We start from the raw sequence: 22,019 nt of genomic DNA, 5'->3' as shown, positions 1-22,019 counted from the left end.
CCGCGGACCCTGGAAGCCGGCGACCATCCCGCGAACGCAGGTTGCAGGCGAAGGGCGGCCGCCGGGATGCGGCCGGTCCCGCGCTTGATCATGGCGCTCGCCGTCGCGTTCATGACGGCGCAGGCCGCAGCCTGCGCGACGCCGGCGGATCAGGACGCGGGCTGGTCCGTGACGGCGGGAACGGGCCCAGGGCCGGTGATGACCCGCACGATCCCTCCGGTGACGATCTACTATCGGGTGACCGTGGACGAGTACAACCTGTTCACCCCTACGCTCACGCTCACCGTCGCCGACTGCGGGGACAAGCCGTGGTCCAAGATGGAGAGCGTCGATCCGCAGGGCGACAGCCCGGCGGCCCGCGCGGCCGAGGTGCGCGAGCTGATCTCGAAGGAACTGGCCGACGCCGCCGACCACTGCCCGCTGCCGGGCGGGATCGCCGCGCGCCTGCTGGAAGGCTTCGAGGCGGCCTACGCCCAGTTCGAAGCCTCCAAGAAGTAGGCGCGGCCGCCGGACGCCGACTAGCGTGTCACGCGCCCTTTCGCCCAAAGAGATATCTGAATGGCTTCCATGCGGGCGGGATATCTGTATCTTTCGCTTGCCTGGGAGTTGAAGAGTACTCCCTTCAATGCGGGAAGGTGATTATGCGATCGGACATCGCGCCATTCGTCGTCGGCCGGCGGAGCCTGCCGTTCAAGCTCGTGGGCATCGTGGGCGGGGCCCTTGCAATCTCCGCCAGCTCGCCGCCCTCCGACCCCCTGTGCAGCGTGGCTGCGCTGCAAGTCACCGCCCCCGCCGACACCCAGATCGTCTCGGCCGAGACGCTGCAAACGCCGGTCCCGCACTGCAAGGTCGAGGGGTACGTCACCACCAACAATCCGGGACCGAACAGGAACAATTTCCGGCTCGAGCTGCCCGCCAAGGCGAAGTGGAACGGCCGGTTCTACTTCGCCAATCAGGGCGGTTCGGGGGGCTCGGTGCCGACCGAGGCGCAGCACCCGGCCGGCAACCCGATCACGGCGGGGTTCGCCTGGGCGGGAACCGATAAGGGCCACTCCAGCGCCGGCAACGTCGGCGTTTCCGGCAGCTGGGAAAAGGACCCGGCCAAGGTGCTCGACAACGCCCATCGCGGCGCGCACGTGGTGACCGTCGCCACGCAGCAGATGACCAAGGCCTATTACGGCGCGGACAAGATGTACCGCTACGCCGGCGGCTGCTCGGGCGGGGGCGGCATGGGCCAGGCCGCAATCCAGCACTATCCCGAGGACTACGACGGCGTGATCCTCGGCGGCCAGCCGCTCGGCGTGCCGCCGGACCCGCTCAAGCGCAGGCAGTTCGAGCACGCGATCATGGTCCAGGAGTCGCTGCGCGAGCCGGGCGCCTGGATCTCGCCGGCGAAGCGCGACTTCGTCGCGAAGAAGGTGCTGGAGGATTGCGACGCGACCGACGGCGCGGTCGACGGCGTGATCTGGGATCAGCGGCTCTGCCACTTCGATTTCAGGAAGCTGCAGTGCAAGGACGCCGACGGCCCTGAGTGCGTTACGCGCCCGGAAATCACCTCGTTCGAGAACATGCTCAAGTTCTCGTACATGCCGATCTCGAACATCGACCAATGGGGCTATGTCGGCCTGATCCCGCCCGAGCAGTGGAACGACAAGAGCGGCACCCGGGCCTTCGCCTACACCCTGACCAAGGGCTGGGTCGCCACCCATCTCGGCCAGCCCGACCGCGACCTGCGCAAGCAGCCGCTGACCCGGGACGAGATGTGGAAGATCATGGTCGGCCGGGCGGCGCCGTCGGGCGCGGGCCCCTACGGCAAGGTCGGCTACGAGGGCTTCGAGAAAGCGGGCGGGAAGCTGATCTTCTTCACCGGCGAGGGCGATCCCTGCTGCTCGGCGATCATGAACGAGCAGTACTTCCGCGACACCTGGAGACAGATGGGCGGCCGGGCCAAGGTCGACAAGTTCGCGAAACTCTACGTCATCCCCGGCTGGGGCCACTGCGGCGGCGTGAGCGGCCCGGCCGACGCCGACGACCGGCTATTCAGCGCTCTCATCGACTGGGTCGAGAAGGGCCAGGCGCCGGGTCCGGTCGTCGCCGGCCGCGGCTCGCCGGAACGGACCCGGTTCGAGTTCATGGGCTTCGACGAGCGGGTCGAGCGGATCAGAACGGGCGGCCGCCTGCTGGCGAAAGGCGTAGCGCCGCCGGTCCGCGATTTCCTCCTTTGCCCGTTCCCGCTGGTGTCGGTGTTCGACAAGTCGAAGGCGAACGTCCCGGGCGCGGTGGACGACGCCAAGAACTGGTCGTGCCGAGCGTCGCGCTCCTGACTCTCGGTTGATCTCAGGCCGACCGGCCGCGCAGCTACGGTTGCGCGGCCGTTCTTTTTTTGGCGAAGCGTCGACGTTTAACGTCAGTTGTCGGTGAGCGCGGCGGCGAGGCCGCCGTCCACCAGCAGGTCCGTGCCGGAGATGAAGGAGGCGCGGTCCGACGCCAGGAATTCGATCACGTCCGCGATCTCGAGCATCGTTCCCTCGCGCCGGAGCGGGGTCTGGGCAAAGAGCTTGATCTTGTTGGGGCTCTTCTCGAACTCGCGCGCGCCTTGAGGCGTGGCGATCAGGCCGGGCGAGAGCGAGACGATGCGGGCGCCGCGCTCGCCCCAGGTCCGGGCCTGGCGGCGGCAATAGGCCATCAGCGCGTATTTCGACAGGGCGTAGGCGCGCTGAGGAGTCGCCTCGGCGTCGCCGAGCAAGGCGGCGAGCTTTTCCGGCAATGCGCGATCCTCGGGACGCCGCAACAGCTCCTCGACGGCTTCCGGCGGGCGGAAGTTGTGGGCGGCCAGCGAGGCGATGAGGATGGCCGCGGCCCCGGTCGTTGCGCGCCGCCGTAACTCCTCCGTGACGGCGACGGCGCCGACGAGGTTCACGCGCATGACGGTGTGGAAGTCGCCCATCGACGGCGAGAGGCCGGCGACATGCGCCAGCACGCGGAATCCGCCCAGCATGTCGACGGCGGCGCCCAGCGCCTGCACCGCCGCGAGATCGGTGATGTCGCAGCCCATGCCCGTGGCGTCGCCGCCCTCGGCGCATAGCGTCGCCGCGGCCTGTTCGGCCCGCGCGGCGTCGAGATCGGCGATCAGGATGCGATGGCGTTGCGACAGGCGGCGGGCGGCCGCCATGCCCATGCCGCCAGCGCTGATCACGACGGCGAGCGGCCACTCAGGGCGCGCGCTGGAGCCAATCTTCTGCATGGGAGATGTCCTTGTTGTGGCGGCCTAGCTCTCCCGGCCGCCTTAGAGTGCCCTGTTTAACGGCGTGATGGCGTTGAGCAGCTAAGGGCCTAGGGACCGAGATAGAGGGCGCTGTGCGGAGGGCTGGCTGCCTCCGAAGCTGAAGGCGCCGCCGGCTGAGCGGGAGCTCGGCGAGGGCGCCGTCCCTGCGCGCCCCTTCAGTTGACGGAGGGTCGCCTCATGTGCGGCTCGGTCGTACCGGTACTGGAGCAGGATGCCGCCCATCAGGGCGAACAGGACCACCTTCACGGCCAGGTATAGGACGGCCATGTCGAGCAGCATGGCTGTCGGCACTTCGGAACGCTCGGCGCCTTGCGGGAAGGAGACCATCGCCAGGATCATGCCCGCGCCGAGCGTGCCGAGCCCCATCGTCGCTTTGCGAACGAGGCAGTTGGCCGCGAGCAGAAGGCCCTCCGCCCTGCGGCCGGTGCGCACCTCGGCGTCCTCCACCAGATCAGCGATCATCGACGAGAGGATGACTAGCACCATGACGATCGACGTCGGCGCGAGCAGGCTCTGCAGCATCACCAGGCCGAGCAGCGCCGGGCTCTTCGGCGAGACCAGGTCGAAGGCCCGGGCCAGGATCGGCGTCGCCACCGCCGCCACATAGACCCAGCACAATGCAATCGCCGCGTTGCGCTTGCCCAGCTTCGAGCTGAGCGCCGGTGCGGCGGCCGTCAGAACCATCCCCACCGCGAGCGGCGCCACCAGCAGGGTCATCTGGGCCTGCGAGAACTGGTAGTAGTACAGCAGCCAATAGGTGCTGAGGGCGTTGCCGATCCCCGAACCGATCGAGAGGCAAACCGCCGCCGCCGCCAGCACCGCCACGTTCCGATTGTTCAGGGTTGCGGCCATTTCCTTGAACAGGGTTCCCGGCGACAGCTTTCGCCGGGGCGGAAGGATGGGCCGCGCCAATCGCCGGTGTACGCCCACCGTGCAGAGCAGCATCGTGGCGAGGATTATCCCGCCCGTCACCCAGGCGAAGGTCGGGTAGCCGTCGCGAGAAAGCAGTCCGCCTGCGCCGTCGGGTTGCTCTTTCATGAAGACGTTGTAGGCGAGGCTGATGATCGCGATGCCGCCGGCGGTTTCGAACATACTCCTGATCGTGAAGAGGCGGGTGCGCTCATGATAATCGGAGCTCAGCTCCGGGATCAGGGCGACGTGCGGCAGATCAAAGAAGGTATCGGTTAGCCGCAGGCCGATGACGCAGACCGCCAGATAGGTCAGCACCGCCCACTGTGGCCAGTCGGCGGGCGGCGTCCACAAAAGGACGAAGAAGGCGGCGACCGGCAAGGCCGAGGCGTACATGAACGGAAGCCGGCGCCCCCAACGGGATCGGCAGTTGTCCGAGATCTGTCCGACGATCGGGTCAAACACCGCATCGAACAACAAGGCGATCATCAGGACCGAAGACACCGCCAGCGCGGGCAGTCCGATCACCTGGTTGTAGTAGAGCATCAGGAAGATGTTGACCGGCGCCGTTTTCGCCGCGCTGGCGATCGCGCCGACGCCGTAGGCGAACAGGCCTGCCCAGCCGATCCGCTGCTCCGCCGCGCCGGCCACGGTCACCGCTCGGCAGCCTGACCGCGGTCGCCGGGGGCCGGACGGTGGTCTCGCGCGGCGTCGAGGCGAGGCGTGCGCCGGTGATGGCTGCGCGGCTGGCGCACTGGTCCGCTCTCCCGAGTGTCGTTCTGCTGCGACGCTAAAGAGACTCCTCTATCATCGGCCTCGAGGGCGCTCTAGAGGGCACTGTAGAGGCGAGGATCGGCGGCTTTACTCCGCCGCCTCGGCGGTCGAGCTTTGCCGGTCTGCCTCGCGGCGGGTCCACAGATTGCGCGTATGCAGGCCGGCCATCATCGCCAGGGTGGCGTCGCCTTGTGCGATCGCCTCCAGCTCCATCAGCTTCGCCTTCTTCCAATTCTGGACGAAGGGCCGCCGGCTGGCGGGTTCGGAATCATCCGTCCTGCCGCCGAAGCGCTGCCGGGAGAATGCGGCGTTGATACGGAAAATGACGTCGATGTATTGGCCGTGGATCAGCTCGAGCATCTCCGCGCGGATCAGGTGTTCGAGTTTTGCGACGTCGCTGATCGTGGCTTCCGAATCCAGCTGTTCGACCTTCTCGGAGAGCCGGTCGGCGAGGGCGCGCGTCGCGGTTCGGTCGGCCCCGGCGATTTCCCTGAGCACCCCGCTCCAGAGCGCGGTCGTGACGACGCCGACATGCCGCGCGTCCATGCCCACGGTGTCGAGGTAGGCCACCACGACGGCCTCGACCATTTCAACGCTCGGGCGGGCCGCGAAATAGCCGCCGTTGTTGCCGCGGCGGACCCGCAGCACGCCGTCGCGCTCGAGCATTCGCGCGGCCTGCCGAACGGTGACGCGGGAGACCTGGAGTTGCTGGAGCAGGTCGTCTTCGCTGCCGAGCAGGGCCCCGTCCGGTGTGGCCAGGGCGATCTCGCGCAGCCGCGCGGCCGCTGCGTCGATCGAGGATTTGGATCTGCCGTTCTCCACGCGATCGACGTAACGCGATCCGGCGGGATCCGTCTAGGACGCGCGACCTTCCGGTGCCGAGCGGCCACCCGACTTCAACTCCTGGCGCGGAGGAGGCGCTATCCGTTGCCGATCCTTGTCCCGCTTTTCGCTGGCCAGATGTTGGCGCGACGATTAACCCGGTCGCATGATCGAACCCCATCCGTCAGGCGGCTACATCCTGGATGAGCTTTTTGTCGGCATGACCGCCGAGAAGCGCATCGCTGTAACAGAGCAGCGCATCGGTCACTTCGCGGAAGCCTCGGACGATTTCAATCCCTTGCATATGGACGAGGCTTTCGCGTCCAAGACAGCTTATCGGGGCCGAATAGCTCACGGCTTGCTGTCGGCATCGTTTGGCTCCGCTGTCGTCGGCACCATCCTGCCCGGTGCAGGCGCGATTTATCTTGGTCAGACGCTGAGCTTCTACAAGCCAGTTCGTATTGGCGACGTCGTGGTGGCCCGCGTTACGGTGGCGACGATCGACGAAGCGGCTGCACGCGTTGTCTTACGGTGCGAATGCTTAGTTGAGGGCGAGGTCATCATGGATGGCGATGCAACCGTTCGCGTTCCGCGTCGCCGGCGAGTTTCGAAAGCGCTCGGGTCCAACGACTGACGATGTGCGCAGGCGTCTCGGTTCCAGCAGCTCTACGCGGGCTGCTTCGTACCGAAGCGCTCGGCGGAGCGGGCCCTGGCCTTGGCGGCCTCTTCCTCGCGGTCCTTGGGCTGGGCGGTAGTTTCCAGGCTCTCGAACAGGCGGTGGGCGACGGCGGCGACCTCGTCGACGGCGATGTCAAACGCTTCGCGGTTAGCCTTCGAAGGGGCGTTGAAGCCGGACAGTTTGCGGACAAACTGGAGCGCGGCGTCGCGGATTTCCTCATCCGTGGCCGGCGGGTCGAAGTTGAACAGTGTCTTGATGTTGCGGCACATGGGCGGGCGTCTCCCTTGCTTGGTCCCTTAGATAGGGGGCCGGAGGGCGCGCGCGACCTTATGGGGCCGCTAAGGGGCGAGCGGCGGCGAAGCTGACCTTCTGAGCGTCGCGGCGGGGTGGAAGTCGGTCCTGCGCTGCGGCAACATCCCTGATGGCCACACTCCTCGATCGCGCGCGACATCGACGTTCGGCTCGGAAAGCTGCAGGGCTAGGCGTCCTGCGCCGTCGCGCGCCAGCCGTCGTTCTGCTCGCGGCGCTCGCCGCATCCGTGACGGCGCATGCGGAAGGGCGCGACCAGGCCGAAGCGCGCCGCCAGGTCGCGGATATGGAGTTTCACCACGGCCGCCTCCTCGACGTCTTCCCGGCGCTCCAGCCCGTCGATCAGGCCATTCGCGACGACTGCGCTGCCCGGGCGCCAGCGCGAGCCAGCTCCGAGCGCTTCTGCAAGTGCGCCGTGTCCGTCGTCTTCGGACGCTGGCGCGCGAACGTGGACCCGGCGGTTCTGAAAGGGCTGCAGGAGGTCGCGCTCAGGTCGGTTCGGCACGAGCCCGCCGAGTTCGTCGCCAAGCAAGGGCCGGAGATCTACGCGGACCTCTGCTCGATCGCCGGGCGTCGCTGACGCCCGCGCCATCCGGCGGCGCGATCATCGTCAGGCGTTTGAGGCTCCGCCATCCTCGTCGGGACCCAACGCGTCAACAGCCGCGTCATACTCGTCCTGCGCCTTGTAGTAGTCGAACTGGGCTGCGGCCCTTTCGTGCTCAGGTGCTTTCCTCAGGCGTTCCCGAGCTTCGGTCAGCGCGTCATTCGCCGCGCGCCACCGCGGGTAGCCAGGGTGTTTTTCGACAGGCATCGTCTCTCCGCATCACGTTTCACCGCGCTGGCGCGGCGCTTCAGATCAGTCGAGCCAGGCCGCGATCTTCTCCGCCAGCACGCGGTCGTCGTCACTCAGCCGCGTGGGCGCCGTTTCCTGCAGCGTGTCGAACCAGCGCTTTGCGCGTCTGAGATCGTCGCTCGAAAGGGCATGGCGGCGCTGCGGCGGTTCGACGGACGGGAAGAGGCGAGCCATCGCCAGCGGGCCGAGGCCCGGAACTTGCGAGATGGCCTCTCGTCCGAGCGATCTAGCGCGCTCTATCGACGTGATCCCCGCGCGCCTAAGGGCGTTCTGCGCGTGCACCGGAAGGCCATCGAAGTCGTCCATGGCGATGGTCTATCAAGTCGCGCGCTGCATTCAATCCGCCAACTTCCGGAGCCGTCGCCCGTGGCTTGGGTTGTCCCGACAGACGCGCTGGCCAGCATCCGCTTCTGGCGTCGTTAGGCGTGCGTCGTTTCAGCGGGCCGCACAGGCAGCTCCTGGGCGTCCTGGATGGGGGCCTTGGCCCGCGCGGCGGTGTTATCGTGAACTTCCAGGACGAGGAAGCGGGCGTCGGCGCCGACGTAGGACCGATACGGTCGTAGGACGAACTGGAAGGTGCGGCGCTCGCCACTGGGCGAGAGAACGTCGGACTCGTACTCGATGTACTGGCCGCGATGGCGCGTGATCGCAGTTTCGACCTTCGCGGCCTCCTGCGGGTTCTGGGCGAACCAGGGGCTTTCCCACAGGTGCTTGCCGATAAAGGCCTCGATCTGCACGCCGATCGCGCGCAACGCGGCCTGGTTGACGTCCAGGATGATGCCGTCGGTCGTGCAGATCGACATGGGGTTCAGGGCGGAATTGAACACCGCATGGTAGCGCGCCTCGGCTTCCTCGAGCGATCTTGAGCGCTGGGCAAGTTGCTGCCGGAGCGCGGCGACTTCTCGGGCGAGGTTGGCGTCCGTCATCCACTGCTCCTTGGGCGCACTAACACCATGCGTCGGCCTTCCATAGGCGTTGGCTGGCTTCGCCGCTACGCCTTCTCCCTGGACGAAGAGTTAGCCGTGAGACCGGCGACGCGGGCTTCCGGTTCCGCGGCGCCAACGCGGCGCACCGCCAGGCGCGATCATTTCCGACAGGGGTGTCGCAAGTTCGATGGTGCTGTCGTACAATAGCACCGCGCGGCTCGCGGAAACTGTGCGAAGAAAACTGGAGGACATCGTGGGGAAACGCCTGTTCGATTGCACCGGCAAGGTCACGATGGTGACCGGCGGCAATGGCGGTATTGGCCTCGGCTTCGCGATGGGCTGCGCGAAGATGGGCGGCGACATCGCGATCTGGGCGCGAAGCGAGGCCAAGAACGCCGCCGCCAAAGCCCGGCTTCTCGAGGCGGGCGCCGGGCGGGTCGAGACCTATGTCGTCGACGTCTCGACCGAGGAGGCGGTCCTCGCCGGGTATGACCAGCTGATCAGGGATTTCGGCCGGATCGACTGCGTCTTCGCCAATTCCGGCGCCTCGCCGAAGTACAATTCGGTGTTCGAGATGCCGACGTCGCATTGGCACGAGTTCCAGGCCGTCGCCCTGCATGGCGCATTCTTCACTTTGCGCGAGGGCGCACGTCACATGAAGGCGCGGGCGGTCGCCGGCGAACGGGGCGGCAGCCTGGTCGGCTGCGGCAGCCTTTCGCTGTTCCAGGGCCTGCCTGGGAAGATGGAGTACGCCGCCTCGAAATGCGCGGTGGCGGCGGTGATCCGCGCGCTAGCCGTGGAGCTCGGAGAGTTTGGGATCCGCGCCAACGTCGTCGCGCCCGGCCTGATCATCACGCCGATGATGGGCGATTCAGACGGGCCGGCGGTAAAGCATCTCGAAGGGGTCTATGGCCCCCAGATCCCGCTGAAGCGTCTGGGCGACCCGGAGGACTTCGAAGGCGTCGGCGCTTACCTGTGCAGTGACGCGTCTTCCTTCCTGACCGGGGAGACCATCACCATCGACGGCGGCTACATGGTGCGCCCCTGAGGGGGCTGGGCGGGCGTTGCTGGCGCAGCGCTCGTTCTGTCTGAGGCTCGGACCAAGCGAGACGTAGATGGATCTTTCTCAAGCAAGGCACGTGTTCATCACGGGCGGCGCCAGCGGGATCGGCCTGGCCATCGGCGATGCGCTGGCGAGGCGCGGCCTGCGAGCGACCCTGGCGGACATCGATCAGACCAGCCTGCGGGACGTCCTCGCCGGTCGCTCGGCGCATTATCGGGGACAAGTGCTCGACACCCGCGATCGCGAAGGCTGGGCCCGCTCCAAGGCGGAAGCCGAGGCGGCCTTTGGGCCGGTCGACGTGCTCGTCAACAACGCCGGCATCGGCCCAGACGGCCGCCCCTTCGCCGATATGGATCCGGTCTCGTTCGACCGCATACTCGCGATCAATCTGATCGGGGTCTTCAACGGCGTGTCGACCTTCGCCGCCGCCATGCGCGAACGAGGGCGGGGCCATATCGTCAATACCGCCTCGACCGCCGGATTGACCTTCAGCCCCCCGGGCGCCGGCGCCTACACCGTCGCGAAGCACGGCGTGGTGTCCATGAGCGAAACCCTGCGCTCTGAAATGGCGCCGCATGGCGTAGGTGTCTCTGTGCTCTGCCCTGGGCTTGTCGCCACCAACCTGCCGCGCTCGACCGCCAGGCTGAGCGGTGTTGGAGATCTCGACGCGTCTATGCCCGATATGTCCATCGACCCTGCCATTGTCGGTGAACTGGTGGCGGACGCGATCGGCAAGGACCTACCTTATATCCTCACCCACCCGGACTATTGGCCGGCGGTCAAACAGCGGCAAAGCGCCGTGGAAGCCGCCTTCCATACCGCCGACTGAACGCCCGCGCGCCACTTCCAGCGACCGCCCGAGGTTCCGCTTCCGGCGCTGTTAGCGGCAGGCGCGGATTTGGGCCGGGTGTGGGCGGGCGGCCGGTTTCGGCGCCTCGAAGACGGCGAGGTAGCCGATGCCGCCCTTCAGCTCGGTGAACCCCGTCTGCCTGTATCCGACCGCCTCGAACTCACAGCGCAGCAGAGCCGGCGGGGTCCCGTGCCGGTCGGGACGGCGATCAAGGTCCAACACGCCCACCTTGGCGCCGGGCTTCAGCGCCTCGATCAGGCGCCAGAGCAGGGCATAGGGCTGGGCCACCTCGTGGTACATGTGGACCAGGATGGCGCGGTCGACAGAGTTCGGCGGGAGGCCCGGGTCATCCGGGCGCCCGAGCACGAAGTCCACGTTCTTGAGCCCGCGCCGCGCCGTCTCGCGTCGGAGATCGTCTAAGTAGGCGGGGGTGATGTCCTGCGCGTACACCCGCCCCGACGGGCCCACGACAGGCGAGAGGCGGACGGTGTGATAGCCCGAGCCTGCGCCGATGTCGGCGACCGCCATACCCCTCCGGACGCCGAGCAGGCGCACCAGCTGTCCGGACTCGTCGGCGGCGTCGCGATCACGGCCGCTGGACCAGGTTGGGCTCACGACTTCTGCAACGGACCGGCCGGGCGGAGGGAAGCTCGCGCGTTCGGCCGCAGGCGCTGTCAGCGCAGCTTGCGGGAGGGTCAGCGTCGCGACGCCGATGGTAAGGAGGGCAAGGACCTTCATTGAAACCTTCGTCGCTGCGCGCGATACGCAGATACAGCAACAGCCGGTCGATCGGGAGCGGTGCTGCCAGCTTGACGTCCTTGCCGGCGTTCCGTCCTGATGTCGTGGTCGGGGAACCGAGAGGAAACGCCATGACAAATATAAGCCTGCGAGCCGTCAGTATTGGGTCGCTCGCCGCGATCGGCCTGGCTGTTTCGGCACTTCCCACATTCGCTCAGGAAGGCGGGCGTCCGCTGAAGGCTTCGCTTACGGGCGCCGCCGAAAAGCCCACGGCCGGGGACCCCGACGGGGCGGGCGTCGCCGCGTTGCAGGTCAACGTTGGAAAAACGCAGATTTGCTACGATCTACAGGTAAGCGATGTCGCGGTGGCCACCATGGCTCACATCCATAAGGCTCCCGCCACGGATGCAGGTCCAGTGGTGGTTCCACTGACCGCCCCCTCCGTGGACGGCAAGAGTTCAGCGTGTGTGACGGTCGCGCAGGATCTTGCGAAGGACATCCTCCAGAACCCCGACGCCTATTATGTGAACGTGCACAACGCCGAGTTTCCGGCCGGCGCAGTAAGGGGCCAACTCTCCAAATAGCTGGACGCTCGCGCATCGCTGACGGCCTGCGGGCGACCTGGCGCTGGGGGCGCGGCCAACGTCGATGTTCGCGGCGCTCTCGGTCATTTCCCCGGTGAGGCCGGCGCATCTGTGCCTGCTACGGCCGAGAGCAGGGTCTGGGCGGCGTCGACGCAGGGCGCCAGCCGTTCGCGCGGGCCGACGCCCTGGTCCGCCAGCGAGCGCATCGGGATCTCGAGGCTGATGGGGACATCGCGGGGCAGCCGCCGCACGAACTCGCGCAGCGGGAGCTCGCCGGCGCCCGGCGGCATTCGCTCGTAGAGCGCCTCTTCCAGGTAGGTGTCGAAGCGCGCGGCCCAGGGCGCGTCGCAGAGCTGCACATATCCGATCAGCTCGGGCGCAACCGCGGCGAGCTGTTCGATCGTGTTCCCCAGCCGGAAGAAGTGCATCGCATCGATCAGCAGCGAGAAGTTCGCCGCGCCGACGCCGCGGGCGAGGGCGAGCGCCGGCTCCACCTGGGCGATCGGTCCGAGCGAGCCCATTTCGGCGCTGACCTGCAGACCGCGCTGCGCCGCCATCCCGGCGAGGACGGCGAACCCCTCGATCGTCCGCTCCAGGTCCTTGTCCAGGCTGACGACGTTGATCCGGTCTCCGCCCAGCTCGCAAACGATGTCGAGGTCGCGGTCGTAGGCGCGCACGTCGTGGTTCGGCGCAAACGCGAAGCCTTCAACGATTGAGATGGCCACGCCGCGGTCGTGCAGCGCGGAGACCATTTCGCGCCGCAGCCCGGCGTCGTCGCGCAGCGACCAGTCCGGATAGTTGTGCGGATTGTAGCCCGGCGAGGGCGCGAGGCCGATGCCGACGCCGTCGCAGCCGAGGTCGGCGGCGAGCCGCACGAACTCCACCGGCGGCATCCCGAAGACGCAGAGGCGTTCGATCCCAAGCGCGTGCACGTCGGCGATCCTGGCCGGACATCGCTGCGCTCGCAAGCGGCGGTCGTTCAGCAAGCGCCTGGCGCTTTACCTAGGCAGGCACGCTCTCAGGCCGCCTGGCGCCAATCATCGCCACCATCGGAACGACCGGCCCGATCTCGGACATGTGGCTGGTCATGGGTTCGACCGGCTTGAAGCCGAGCATGCGGTACAGCACGAGCAGCTTGGGAATGTCGAACGCGACGATGAACAACTGCTGCGTGGCGCGTCCATCCGCATTCAGCCAAGCATGGCACGCGCGCAGCAGCATGACGACGGTGTTGTTGCCGCGATGCGCCGGATCGACCGCCAGCTTGCCGATCGCGGCGACCGTCGGCAGCGGGTCCGTCTCCGGCAACATGCAGGTCCGGCGGATGAACGGCGGGATGTCGGTCGTGGCGCCGTGGTGCACGCGCACCGTACCGACCAGGACGCCGTCGACGCGCGCGGCGAAGAAGACGCCGCTGGCGTCGTCGGCGCTACGATCGAGCCGGCGCTCGTGATCGGCGATCGTCGAGCACCTCTGCTGCTCTTCCACGTACACGCGGTAGCGCAACGCGCAGCACTCTTCGCGCTCGGCGTCGGACGTGGCGACGCAGATGATCAGGCCGGCGTCTCCGGCGCTGTCGACCTTCATGTGCGTATCCTCGCCGCGCTCCAGTTCAGCCATTGCTCGGGATGACGGCGCAACAGCTCTTCGACGTGGCCGACCACGGCGTCGATCGATCCGGTATCGCTCAGCGTCGTGGGATCCAGCGCAGGGCGTGGCGTTACGACCAGGCGATCGGCCTCCCATTCATGGGTGAACGGCGCCAGCGGGATGCCCAGCGCGTGGATCTTCGCCAGCAAGGTCGTCCGGATGCCCAGCGCCGGACTGACGCCCTCGAGCGCGCGGGTACCCGGGGCGCCCGGCGCCTGGGGGCCGTCGGCCAGGATCAGCAGCCTCCGGATGGAGCCCGTCTTCAGACCCGACATGAGCTGGCGCAGCCCAGAGGGATTGGTGTTCAGCACCTGCACGGCGTCGCCGACCCAACGGTTAGCGTCGAGGCGTAACCAGGCCATGTTGCGGCCGGCGACCAGCAGGTGCAGCGGACCGACGTGCATGTCGCGCCACACCGCGCCGATCAGCACGCAGACGAGCGGGAAAGCCGCCATGTGGAAGGCGGTGCTCACCACTTGCGGCCGCGACTCCAGCGCCGCCAGCGCCGCGCGCACCCGCTCGTAGGACCACGGCATGTGTTCGCGCACGGCGGCGAAGTCCCAGGTGGCGGCGCCGAGCGCAGACGGCAGGTACAGCTGCCAGAGCGCCATCGGCGAAAGACAGTCCTGCATGCGCCGTTCGGACATGGCCATGTGCGCGGCCATCGACTGGGCGCTTTCCAGCAGGAAGCGGGGCGTCTGCGGCGATTTCGCGTAGGCCGCCTGCTGCCGCCGGCGCGCCGTGTCGATCAGCGCCGCGAAGGCGGCGGCTTCGCGCGCTTGCGCCGTTGGGGCGGCGAACGTTTCAGCCATGGTGCGGCGCCCGATGCCGCAGGGCGAGCGCCTGGTCGACCGCGTCGGCGACCGCCGTCACCTCGGTGAAGCTGCGTTGCAGGCGTGCGGCCGCGGTGTCGAATGCGGCGCGGTCGCCTTCGATGCGCGCGAGCGCCGCTGTGAGGCTCTCGATCGACACCGCATCGCGCTCGATGACGACCGCGGCGCCGAGGTTGGCCGTCTGCCTGGCGACGAGATGCTGGTCTACCGCCTGCGGGATCACGATCATCGGCACGGCATGCGACAGGGCTTCCGACACGCTGTTCATGCCGCCGTGCGTGACGAAGAGCTGGGCTTGCGCCAGCACCCCGATCTGGTCGACGAAGGCGTGCACCTGGACATGCTCCGGCCACCGCTGCTGCTGCGCCGCGGCGGCGTCGCCAAGCGAGACGATCACCTGCCAGCCGCGCGCGGCCAGCACTTCACTGATGCGCAGCAGAAGCCCGTGGTCCCGATTGAAGATCGTCCCCAGCGAGACGTAGGCCAGCGGCCTGGCGCCCGCCGCCTGCGCGCAGGCGCCATCGCGCGGGCGTCGGTCGACCAGCGGCCCGAGGAAGAGATGGCTCTCGTCGAAGAACCGGCCCGTCGGCTGGAACGCGCGGGCGGTGTAGACGAATTTCAGATCGGCGACGGGCACGACCACGTCGAGATGGTCGCGGAAGTTCGCGCCATACTCGTCGTTCAAGCGTTTGAATGCGGGCCTTGACCAAGCCGCCGGCGGCGGCGCGCCGAGCATCTGCAGCATCGTGCGGTTCAGCGCGAAGGTCGTGATCGAGGCCACGCAGGGAAGTCCGAGCCGCCGCGCGAGAATGCCGCCCCACAGCGCCGAGGCGTCGAACAGCACGAGGTCGGGACGCGGCTCGAGCGCCGCGAGCAACGGCGGCAGCATGTTTTCGGCCGCCGTCAGGATGCCTGCGAGATGTTCAGCTGAATCGACCGGCGCGGTCAGGCGTTCGCAGCCGGCGGGATAGGCGACGAACCGGGCGCCTGCACCTTCAACGAGCCCTTTGAAGGCCGGCGTCGAGTGATAGTCGACCTCGACGCCGCGGCGCACCAGCTCCGCAACGATCGGCAGGCTCGGCGTCGTATGACCGCGCAGGGGGAAACCGAAATGGACGACGCGCACGGGCCCTCTCCGTCTCGCCGCTAGGTCACAGACCCGCGGCGCTGACGCTGTTGGCCGCGAGTTCGCCGACCGTGGGATTGCTGACGATCAGTTCGACGTCGAGTTCCTGGCCGAGAACCTGGTCGAGCCCGAACTTCAGTTCGACGACCTGAAGGGAGTCGATCGCGAGATCCGCAAGCCGGCACGACACGTCGACCGGCGTATCTGGATGCAGCGCGCGGATCGACGCCAACAGGTAGGCTTCGACGCGGCGCACGCGCTCGCTCGCAGGGGTGGCTGCAAGCTGGGCGTTGGTCAGCAGCGCGGGATCTTGTTCGCTCATGATGGTCTGTCGTCTCAGGCAATGATTGAAGAAATGGCGGGCAATGGATCGCCGTATTGGGCGAGCGGTTGCAGCGTTCCGTCCGACAGGCGTCGCGCCGACAGCCGCCGCTGCAGCTTGCCGCTCGTCGTGCGGCTCAGTTTCCGCGGCCGCACGAAGGCGATCGTGCCGACGGCCAGCGAGTAGGTGGAGAAGAGGCTCGAGCGTATCGACGAGGCGACCTGCTCGGCGCTCTCGAGCGCATTCGACGGCAGCTCGGCGAGGACGGCGATATGCGTCTTGGCCCCGACCTCGACGCCGACGGCGACGCAGCCGTCGGCGGACAGCAAGGCGTGGCTCGCGGCGGCCGTCAGCTCAAGGTCGTGGCAGGCGTAGTTCTGGCCGTTGGCGATGATCAGATCCTTGAGGCGATCGACGAAGACGAGCTCCCCCGCCGCGGTGAGGAAGCCGAGGTCGCCGGTGCGCAGCCAACGACGGCCGTCCGCGACGCCGAGTTGCGCGCCAAACGGATTGTGGTCTCCTTGCCGGTTCCAATAGCCGCGCGCGACCTGCGGTCCGGCGATCCACACTTCGCCGATGCGGCCGGGCGGCAAGGAGAGGCGCTGCTCCGGGTCGACGATGCGCAGCTCCGTGCCGGTCGCCGGATAGCCGCACCCCGTCAACACGAGCCCCATCTGGTCCTGGGCGGGTTCGGCGTGGCCGTGCTGAGCCGCCTCGCGCGCCAGCATATAGGTGGTCGGCGCTGCGCCGGCGGGCTTGCAGGTGACCAGCACGGTCGCCTCCGCCATGCCGTAGCAGGGCGTCAGCGCCGAGCGCGCGAAACCCTGGGCGTGGAAGCGGTCGGCGAAAGCCTCGAGCGTCGCCATGCGGATCGGCTCGGCGCCGGCGAAGGCGCTGCGCCAACAGCTCAGGTCCAGCGCGGCCTGCTCGCCCTTGTCCGCGGCGCGCGCACAGAGGTCGTAGGCGAAGTTGGGTGCGCCGCTAATCTGGGCGCGATGGTCGGAGATGACCTGCAGCCAGCGCAGCGGCCGAAGCAGGAAGGCCTGCGGCGACATGAGGATGGACTCGCCCCCGCAGCCCATGGGCCCCAGGATGCCGGCCATCAGCCCCATGTCGTGGAAGTGCGGCAGCCACGACACGATGCGGGCCGCCCCTTCCGGCTGGAAGGCTTCCGCCAGCATGTCGAGGTTGTAGGCGATGTTCGCCTGGCTCAGCGCGACACCCTTCGGATCGGACGTCGACCCGGATGTGTACTGCAGCAGCGCGATATCCGACGGCGCCACCGGCGCCGGTTCGAACGCCGGCTCCGGGCAGTCGGCGGCGTCGGTCGTCAGCCAGGTGCAGGCGTGCAGCGGGGAGTCGGCCGGCAGTTTTGCCAGGATCTTCGCCTGCAGCTCGCCGGTGGTGAGGATCGCGCCGGGCTGACAGTCGGCCACGATGCGGCCGAGCCGGTCGAACTGCGCGGCGAACTGTGGGACCGGCGCCGGCGCCGCGATGGCCCCGGCGAGCAGGGTCCCGAGGAACGCAGGCGCGAACGCAGGGCCGGCGGCATAGAGCAGCAGCACCGGCCGTTGGCGCAGCCCGCGCGCGTCGAGCACGGCGGCGAGCGCACAAGCCCGTCGCCAGGTCTCGTCACGCGTGAGGCGGACCGGCGGTTTGTCGTCGAACGAGAGGTGCGTGTAGAGCACCTTGCCAGGATCTTCGGCCGCCATGCGCCGCAGGCGCTCGCCGACCAGCGGCGGCGCACAATCGTCTTCGATAACGGCGGCCTCGATGACGGCGGCCGTGGAGGAAGCTGTCACGCCGCGGGCGCTCCATCGTAGCCGAAGCGTTGGAGAAACGGCGCGAAGGCGTCACGGCGCACTTCGTAGGCGGCAAGCACATCCGCCGCCACTTGGCGTTCACGCGGCGCCGGCGCCAGCGCCAGCGCCGGGGAGGGCGCCTCCACGTTGAGGAACTGCGCAATGCGCGCCAAGGCCGCGCCCTGGGCGGCGCACATGTCTTCGTAGCGCAGCGTCAGGACGTTGGCGCCCGGATTGGCGTCGAGCCACTGAATGAAGCCGAGATGCGCCCGCAGAATGCTGTCGGCGAGCCAGGCGACGCCCGCAGGCGAATGCAGGAACAGGCCCTGTTGCATGCGTCGCCGCGGATCGTTGAACAGATCGCGGTAGCCCCGCTCGAGCAGCAGCAGGTACCGGTTCTTGCGCAGCACCAGCTGGCGCCAGGCATCGACCTGCGATTGCAGGGTGCGCAGCGGATGCCGCTGGATGGCGACGAAGCGCGCCTCGGGCCAGGTTTCGGCCAGCAGCGGAAGGGCGGCCGGATAGTCCGGCGGCGACTTCAGCAGCAGCGGCCGCTCGCAGCCTTCGAGAAGCGCCTTCTTCGCGCAGAGTTCGCGCAGCCGCGGCAGGGTGCGCGGCGTGGTGTCCGGCTGGTCATAGCGAAGGTCGCCCTCGCCGATGACGAGGCCGTATTCCTCGGGCGTGTCGGCGCCCGCTGGGATCGCATCGATGCCACGGTCGCCATCGCCGCCGGCAAGGCTTGCTTCGAAAGCCGCCTGCGCTTCGGCGCCGAGACCGAGCCGATGATTGTGCACGAGCGCGCCGCTGGCGTTGGCGTAGACGTCGTAGGCGCTGAGGAAGCGGAACGCCCCGCTACGGGCGAGTTGCAGGTGCAGCCACGTCGTGCCCGAGCGCTGGCAGCCGACGAGGAACACCAACGGTCCCGCGTCGCGCTCGTAAGCGCGCCACTCGTCCCGGTAGGCCGCGTCGGCGACGAGCGGATGGTGCTGGAGGGTGACCGTCATGCCAGCGGCTTCAGCCGGACCATCACCGTGTCGCGCGGGTGCATGGAGAAGGCGCCGGTCAGCTCGATCGGCGCGTCGGACACCAGTTCGAGCTCGAAACGCGAAAGCGTCATGCAGGCCACGGCGCTGATCTCCATCAGGGCGAGCCCGCGTCCCACGCAGGCGCGCATGCCGGTCCCGAACGGGATCAAGGAACGAGGCGCCACGGGGTGGCTCGCGCCCGGCAGGAAACGTTCCGGCCGGTACTGGTCGCTGTCCGGCCACAGCGTCGGCGTGCGGTGCAGCACGTAGGGACTGCACATCACGCGCGTGCCCGCCGCGATGTCGATGTCGCCCACACGCACGTCCCGGCGTGCGACCCGGCCCAGGAACCAGACCGCTGGATACAGGCGCTGGCTCTCGTTGAAGGCCGCCATCAGGAAGGGTGGCGCGTCGAACGGCACGGCGCCGCTCATGGCGGTGGTGTTCGCGGCGATCTCCGCCCGGGCGCGCTGCTGCTGGGCTGGATGCTTGGCCAGCAGGTACAGCCCCCAGAAGAGGGTCTCGCCGGTGGTGACGTAGCCGGCCGTCAGCATCGTGGAGATCTGGTCGGTCAGGAAGGCGCGCTTGCGCTCGGGCGTGAAGGCGGCGAACGCCGCCGTCGCCATGACGCCGCCGACGAAATCGTCCGGCTGCGTGGCGCGGGCGAGCCGCTCGTCGGCGATGGCCGCCGCCAGGCGCTGCATGCGCTCGATGGCCTGGGCGTAGGAACTGCGCCCAAAGCCGCCCTGGCCGCCGCCGAAGCGCTTCAGGAGATAGTGGAGACGCACGGATTCGGTGCTGTCGAGCTCGACCAGGGTCTCAAACACGGCGTCGGCGACTGCGGGGTCGGTGATGCTGAGCATGCCGGTCGCCACGATGTCGAACACCAGCCGGTTGGTGGCGGCCAGGAGGTCGACCGGCTCGCCGGCGGGAAGGGCCGCCCACGTGTCGATCTGGCGCGTCACCAGATCGGCGATGACGGGTTCGAGCTGACGCATGCGCCGGCCGGCGAACTGCGGCGCGATCATCTTCTGCTGGTCGGTCCACTCGGGGACTTCGACCATGATGATCCCGTCGTGCAGGAAGGTGCGGGGGATTTCGACCATCGCCCCCTTCTCGAAGTCGTCGAACTTGCCGTTCAGCACGGCATGGACCGCCGCCGGATCGGACAGCACGAGGAAGGTCTCGTCGCCCATCCGGAAACGCGGGTCGGCCTTGAGCGCCGTATCCAGCAGGAACTGGTGCGGCGCCGCGCAGAACGGCATGAGGCTGTCGGGCAAGGCCGCGGTCGGGCGTGCGCCCGCACCGGGAGCGACAGTCGCCTCTTCCGGCGAAGCTTCGGCGGAGCGGACGGGGCAGGAGCTGACGTAGTGATCCACGCAGGGCTGTTCCTGTACGACATGGCGATAGCCGCCGTCAGGAATCGCCGTCCGGGGAACGAGTCACCGCGCCGCCGGCGCACGCCCCCACGTCGCCTGCGGCTGGCGCGTACACGGTTGCCGTCGCTACAGCAAGGCTTTCTACGACCGGTGTTATCTGCCGCGACTGGGCTATCGATAGTTGAGCAGAAACGCCAGGATTCGCTGGAGGAGCGCGCGCATGAGTTTTCCGCAAGTCCTGCTACTTGGCCTGGCGATCGCGAACTTCGCGTCGTTCATCTGGGCGGCCGTGCGGTTTTTCCGCATGAAGGGCGAACCGGGCGTCGGCCTGCAGGTCATCAAGCGCACGTCGCCGCCGGCCTACGCCATCCTGCTGTATGCGCTGTCCAGACCGAAGGCCGCGGACGGCGTGGGCCTCTATGTCGGGATCGCCGGGTTCGTCGTCTCGCTGGCCCTGTTCTTCGCGGCGCTACGGGCCAATCGCGCCCAGCCGCTGACGCTCGCCTACGACACGGACACGCCCGAGCATCTGAACCGCAAAGGGCCTTACGCGTGCGTGCGTCACCCCTTCTACCTGGCCTATCTGCTGGCCTTCACGTCCGGCTGGATCGGCTCGGGTGAACTCGTCCTGGGGCTCGTGCCGGCGTTCTTCTTCGCGCTTTACTGGGACGCCTCGAGCCGTGAGGAAGCAAAGTTCATGCAGAGCCCGCTCGCCGGCGAGTATCGCGCCTTTCAAGCGCAGGCCGGACGCTTCTGGCCGAAATTCAGGACCTGAGCGCGCGCCGCGGGCCGCGATGACCTTCGGACCGTTTCCAAGCGGCTGAGCTTGCAGTTTCAGGAGCCGCGCCGATTTCCGCTCCTGGCGCAGCTCCACCGCGAAGCTGGAAGGTTCAGAAGTCGAATTTAATGCCGTTCCTTGGTCATCGGGCGTACCCTACAGCGACCAGTGCCGAGCCTGGCCGCAAGGGAGGGCAGTCCGATGGCGCGTGTTGGCATTATCTCCGTCGATGGACATGTGAAGGCGCCTTGGGCGCGCTACCGGGAGTACCTCGATCCGCAGTGGCGCGGCCGGTACGACGACTGGGTGAAGCCTTTCGAGCGGACGCCCGACTTCGTGCACGCTGCGCACGGCGAGGAAGCGCAGTGGGACCCGCAACGCCGGGTCGCCGCCCTTGAGGCGCAAGGCGTGGTGGCCGAGGTCGTGTTTCCCAACGGCGCCACCCCCTTCAGCGACGGCGAGCGCGACGCCGAGGCGATCCGGGCGGGCCACCGGGCCTACAATCGCTGGCTCGCTGACATCTGTTCGCAGGTCCCGGGACGGATGTTTGCGCAGGCGCTGGTGCACTTCGGCGACGTCGACGCCGCGGTGGCGGAAATCCACGCCGCGAAGAAAAACGGGTTCGTCGGCATACTGATGCCGCCGCTGGTTCCCGAGGCGCCGGGCTCCCGCTACTTCTTCGACCCTGCGCTGGACCCGATTTGGGCGGCCTGCGTCGAAACCGGGCTGCCGATCAGCCAGCACGGCGGGGTCGGCGCGCCGCACTACCGGCCGAGCGGCCTGGCCGCCTTCCTGGTGCTCGCCACCGAGCACTCGTTCTTTTCCGGGCGCTCGCTGTGGCAGCTTATCCTGGGCGGGGTGTACGATCGCTTTCCTGACCTCAAGGTGGCCTATGTGGAGACCGAGGCCTGGTGGCTGCGGCCGGTGATGGACTTGCTGGACCGGCGGGACCTTGTCGGGGACGACTGGGCTGCTGCGGCGGGGCGGGGCGGCCAGACGCGCCCTTATCGTCGCCGACCGAGCGACTACCTGCGGACCAACATCTACATGGGCGTGTCGCCGTTCCCGTACCCCCAGGGCGTCGCCGCCGCCTTCGACGACGGTCAGGAGCGCGAGCTTGTCGCCACGGGCAATGCGATGATCGGGGTCGACTACCCCCACCCGGAGACCGCTCTCTCTTGGCTGCGCGCGGCGGTCGATCAGTTCACCGGCTTGCCGAACATTACCGAGGCGGGCGCGCGCAAGGTGATCTACGGCAACGCCGCCCAGCTCTACGGGATCGATCTCGCACCGCTGCGCCCAGCGGGCTGA

25 protein-coding genes are annotated in these 22,019 nt (G+C 68.2%); 8 read left to right on the top strand and 17 right to left on the bottom strand.

Annotation, left to right across the window (positions count from 1 at the left end):
- Positions 1–90: 90 nt before the first annotated feature.
- Both ACSQ14_RS19875 and ACSQ14_RS19870 read left to right on the top strand, forming a co-directional pair.
- Positions 91–498: a hypothetical protein gene (locus ACSQ14_RS19875; RefSeq protein ID WP_436015975.1), complete on the top strand. Its 408-nt coding sequence runs from the start codon at positions 91–93 to the stop codon at positions 496–498.
- Between the two features lie 143 nt (positions 499–641).
- The gene (locus ACSQ14_RS19870; RefSeq protein WP_436015974.1) at positions 642–2,324 is read left to right on the top strand and encodes a tannase/feruloyl esterase family alpha/beta hydrolase; all 1,683 of its coding nucleotides are present in this window, start codon (positions 642–644) and stop codon (positions 2,322–2,324) included.
- An 83-nt stretch (positions 2,325–2,407) separates the two neighbouring features.
- On the opposite strand, the gene ACSQ14_RS19865 is transcribed toward ACSQ14_RS19870, so the two are convergent.
- The 3 genes from ACSQ14_RS19865 to ACSQ14_RS19855 all read right to left on the bottom strand — a co-directional run bounded on the left by ACSQ14_RS19865 (position 2,408) and on the right by ACSQ14_RS19855 (position 5,791).
- A complete protein-coding gene (locus tag ACSQ14_RS19865) occupies positions 2,408–3,244 on the bottom strand; it encodes an SDR family oxidoreductase (RefSeq protein WP_436015973.1) in 837 nt (278 codons plus the stop codon).
- Between the two features lie 81 nt (positions 3,245–3,325).
- Complete coding sequence (locus ACSQ14_RS19860) at positions 3,326–4,852, bottom strand: MFS transporter (RefSeq protein ID WP_436015972.1); 1,527 nt, start codon at positions 4,850–4,852, stop codon at positions 3,326–3,328.
- Positions 4,853–5,056: 204 nt separating this feature from the next.
- Positions 5,057–5,791, bottom strand: coding sequence for a GntR family transcriptional regulator (locus tag ACSQ14_RS19855; RefSeq protein ID WP_436015971.1), 735 nt, complete (start codon positions 5,789–5,791; stop codon positions 5,057–5,059).
- A gap of 166 nt (positions 5,792–5,957) precedes the next feature.
- On the opposite strand from ACSQ14_RS19855, the gene ACSQ14_RS19850 reads away from it, so the two are divergent.
- On the top strand, positions 5,958–6,425 hold the full coding sequence (locus ACSQ14_RS19850; protein WP_436015970.1) for a MaoC family dehydratase: 468 nt from the start codon (positions 5,958–5,960) through the stop codon (positions 6,423–6,425).
- Between the two features lie 32 nt (positions 6,426–6,457).
- On the opposite strand, the gene ACSQ14_RS19845 is transcribed toward ACSQ14_RS19850, so the two are convergent.
- From ACSQ14_RS19845 to ACSQ14_RS19825, 5 genes are all read right to left on the bottom strand, one after another.
- Positions 6,458–6,739 (bottom strand): DUF2277 domain-containing protein, encoded by a 282-nt coding sequence (locus ACSQ14_RS19845; protein ID WP_436015969.1) that lies wholly within the window; start codon positions 6,737–6,739, stop codon positions 6,458–6,460.
- Positions 6,740–6,948: 209 nt separating this feature from the next.
- Positions 6,949–7,311 (bottom strand): hypothetical protein, encoded by a 363-nt coding sequence (locus tag ACSQ14_RS19840; protein WP_436015968.1) that lies wholly within the window; start codon positions 7,309–7,311, stop codon positions 6,949–6,951.
- A gap of 78 nt (positions 7,312–7,389) precedes the next feature.
- Positions 7,390–7,590, bottom strand: a complete 201-nt coding sequence (locus ACSQ14_RS19835) for a hypothetical protein (RefSeq protein ID WP_436015967.1) — start codon at positions 7,588–7,590, stop codon at positions 7,390–7,392.
- Between the two features lie 45 nt (positions 7,591–7,635).
- Complete coding sequence (locus ACSQ14_RS19830) at positions 7,636–7,938, bottom strand: hypothetical protein (protein WP_436015966.1); 303 nt, start codon at positions 7,936–7,938, stop codon at positions 7,636–7,638.
- Positions 7,939–8,051: 113 nt separating this feature from the next.
- Positions 8,052–8,558 (bottom strand): PAS domain S-box protein, encoded by a 507-nt coding sequence (locus ACSQ14_RS19825; RefSeq protein WP_436015965.1) that lies wholly within the window; start codon positions 8,556–8,558, stop codon positions 8,052–8,054.
- A 187-nt stretch (positions 8,559–8,745) separates the two neighbouring features.
- Between ACSQ14_RS19825 and ACSQ14_RS19820 the strand changes: the two genes are divergently transcribed.
- Both ACSQ14_RS19820 and ACSQ14_RS19815 read left to right on the top strand, forming a co-directional pair.
- Positions 8,746–9,606, top strand: a complete 861-nt coding sequence (locus ACSQ14_RS19820) for an SDR family NAD(P)-dependent oxidoreductase (protein ID WP_436015964.1) — start codon at positions 8,746–8,748, stop codon at positions 9,604–9,606.
- 67 nt (positions 9,607–9,673) lie between these two features.
- Positions 9,674–10,450 carry an SDR family oxidoreductase gene (locus ACSQ14_RS19815; RefSeq protein ID WP_436015963.1) on the top strand — a complete coding sequence of 259 codons (777 nt, stop codon included), beginning with the start codon at positions 9,674–9,676 and terminating at the stop codon, positions 10,448–10,450.
- A 51-nt stretch (positions 10,451–10,501) separates the two neighbouring features.
- On the opposite strand, the gene ACSQ14_RS19810 is transcribed toward ACSQ14_RS19815, so the two are convergent.
- The gene (locus ACSQ14_RS19810; protein ID WP_436015962.1) at positions 10,502–11,209 is read right to left on the bottom strand and encodes a methyltransferase domain-containing protein; all 708 of its coding nucleotides are present in this window, start codon (positions 11,207–11,209) and stop codon (positions 10,502–10,504) included.
- A gap of 131 nt (positions 11,210–11,340) precedes the next feature.
- Between ACSQ14_RS19810 and ACSQ14_RS19805 the strand changes: the two genes are divergently transcribed.
- A complete protein-coding gene (locus tag ACSQ14_RS19805) occupies positions 11,341–11,793 on the top strand; it encodes a CHRD domain-containing protein (RefSeq protein WP_436015961.1) in 453 nt (150 codons plus the stop codon).
- An 83-nt stretch (positions 11,794–11,876) separates the two neighbouring features.
- On the opposite strand, the gene ACSQ14_RS19800 is transcribed toward ACSQ14_RS19805, so the two are convergent.
- The 8 genes from ACSQ14_RS19800 to ACSQ14_RS19765 form a co-directional block, all read right to left on the bottom strand.
- Entirely contained in the window at positions 11,877–12,725 is an 849-nt protein-coding gene (locus tag ACSQ14_RS19800) for a sugar phosphate isomerase/epimerase family protein (protein ID WP_436015960.1), read from the bottom strand.
- A 70-nt stretch (positions 12,726–12,795) separates the two neighbouring features.
- A complete protein-coding gene (locus ACSQ14_RS19795; RefSeq protein ID WP_436015959.1) occupies positions 12,796–13,380 on the bottom strand; it encodes a GNAT family N-acetyltransferase in 585 nt (194 codons plus the stop codon).
- Complete coding sequence (locus tag ACSQ14_RS19790; protein ID WP_436015958.1) at positions 13,377–14,255, bottom strand: hypothetical protein; 879 nt, start codon at positions 14,253–14,255, stop codon at positions 13,377–13,379. Before ACSQ14_RS19790 ends, ACSQ14_RS19795 begins: the two co-directional genes overlap by 4 nt.
- Positions 14,248–15,402 (bottom strand): macrolide family glycosyltransferase, encoded by a 1,155-nt coding sequence (locus ACSQ14_RS19785; RefSeq protein ID WP_436015957.1) that lies wholly within the window; start codon positions 15,400–15,402, stop codon positions 14,248–14,250. Before ACSQ14_RS19785 ends, ACSQ14_RS19790 begins: the two co-directional genes overlap by 8 nt.
- A gap of 25 nt (positions 15,403–15,427) precedes the next feature.
- Positions 15,428–15,724 carry an acyl carrier protein gene (locus tag ACSQ14_RS19780; RefSeq protein ID WP_436015956.1) on the bottom strand — a complete coding sequence of 99 codons (297 nt, stop codon included), beginning with the start codon at positions 15,722–15,724 and terminating at the stop codon, positions 15,428–15,430.
- A gap of 14 nt (positions 15,725–15,738) precedes the next feature.
- Positions 15,739–17,526: a fatty acyl-AMP ligase gene (locus tag ACSQ14_RS19775; RefSeq protein WP_436015955.1), complete on the bottom strand. Its 1,788-nt coding sequence runs from the start codon at positions 17,524–17,526 to the stop codon at positions 15,739–15,741.
- Positions 17,523–18,530: a sulfotransferase gene (locus ACSQ14_RS19770; protein ID WP_436015954.1), complete on the bottom strand. Its 1,008-nt coding sequence runs from the start codon at positions 18,528–18,530 to the stop codon at positions 17,523–17,525. The genes ACSQ14_RS19775 and ACSQ14_RS19770 overlap by 4 nt, the downstream gene beginning before the upstream one ends.
- Positions 18,527–19,831, bottom strand: a complete 1,305-nt coding sequence (locus ACSQ14_RS19765) for a cytochrome P450 (protein WP_436015953.1) — start codon at positions 19,829–19,831, stop codon at positions 18,527–18,529. The genes ACSQ14_RS19770 and ACSQ14_RS19765 overlap by 4 nt, the downstream gene beginning before the upstream one ends.
- A 280-nt stretch (positions 19,832–20,111) precedes the next feature.
- Here ACSQ14_RS19765 and ACSQ14_RS19760 point away from each other — a divergent pair, with 280 nt between their 5' ends.
- Positions 20,112–20,705 (top strand): methyltransferase family protein, encoded by a 594-nt coding sequence (locus tag ACSQ14_RS19760; RefSeq protein ID WP_436015952.1) that lies wholly within the window; start codon positions 20,112–20,114, stop codon positions 20,703–20,705.
- A 204-nt stretch (positions 20,706–20,909) separates the two neighbouring features.
- Complete coding sequence (locus ACSQ14_RS19755; protein WP_436015951.1) at positions 20,910–22,019, top strand: amidohydrolase family protein; 1,110 nt, start codon at positions 20,910–20,912, stop codon at positions 22,017–22,019.

The sequence above is a fragment of the Phenylobacterium sp. LjRoot219 genome (assembly GCF_964252995.1).
In the GTDB taxonomy this organism is placed as follows: Bacteria; Pseudomonadota; Alphaproteobacteria; order Caulobacterales; family Caulobacteraceae; genus Phenylobacterium.
The sequence above is the reverse complement of the archived record's forward strand: the minus strand, read 5'-3'. Positions and strand labels throughout refer to the sequence as shown.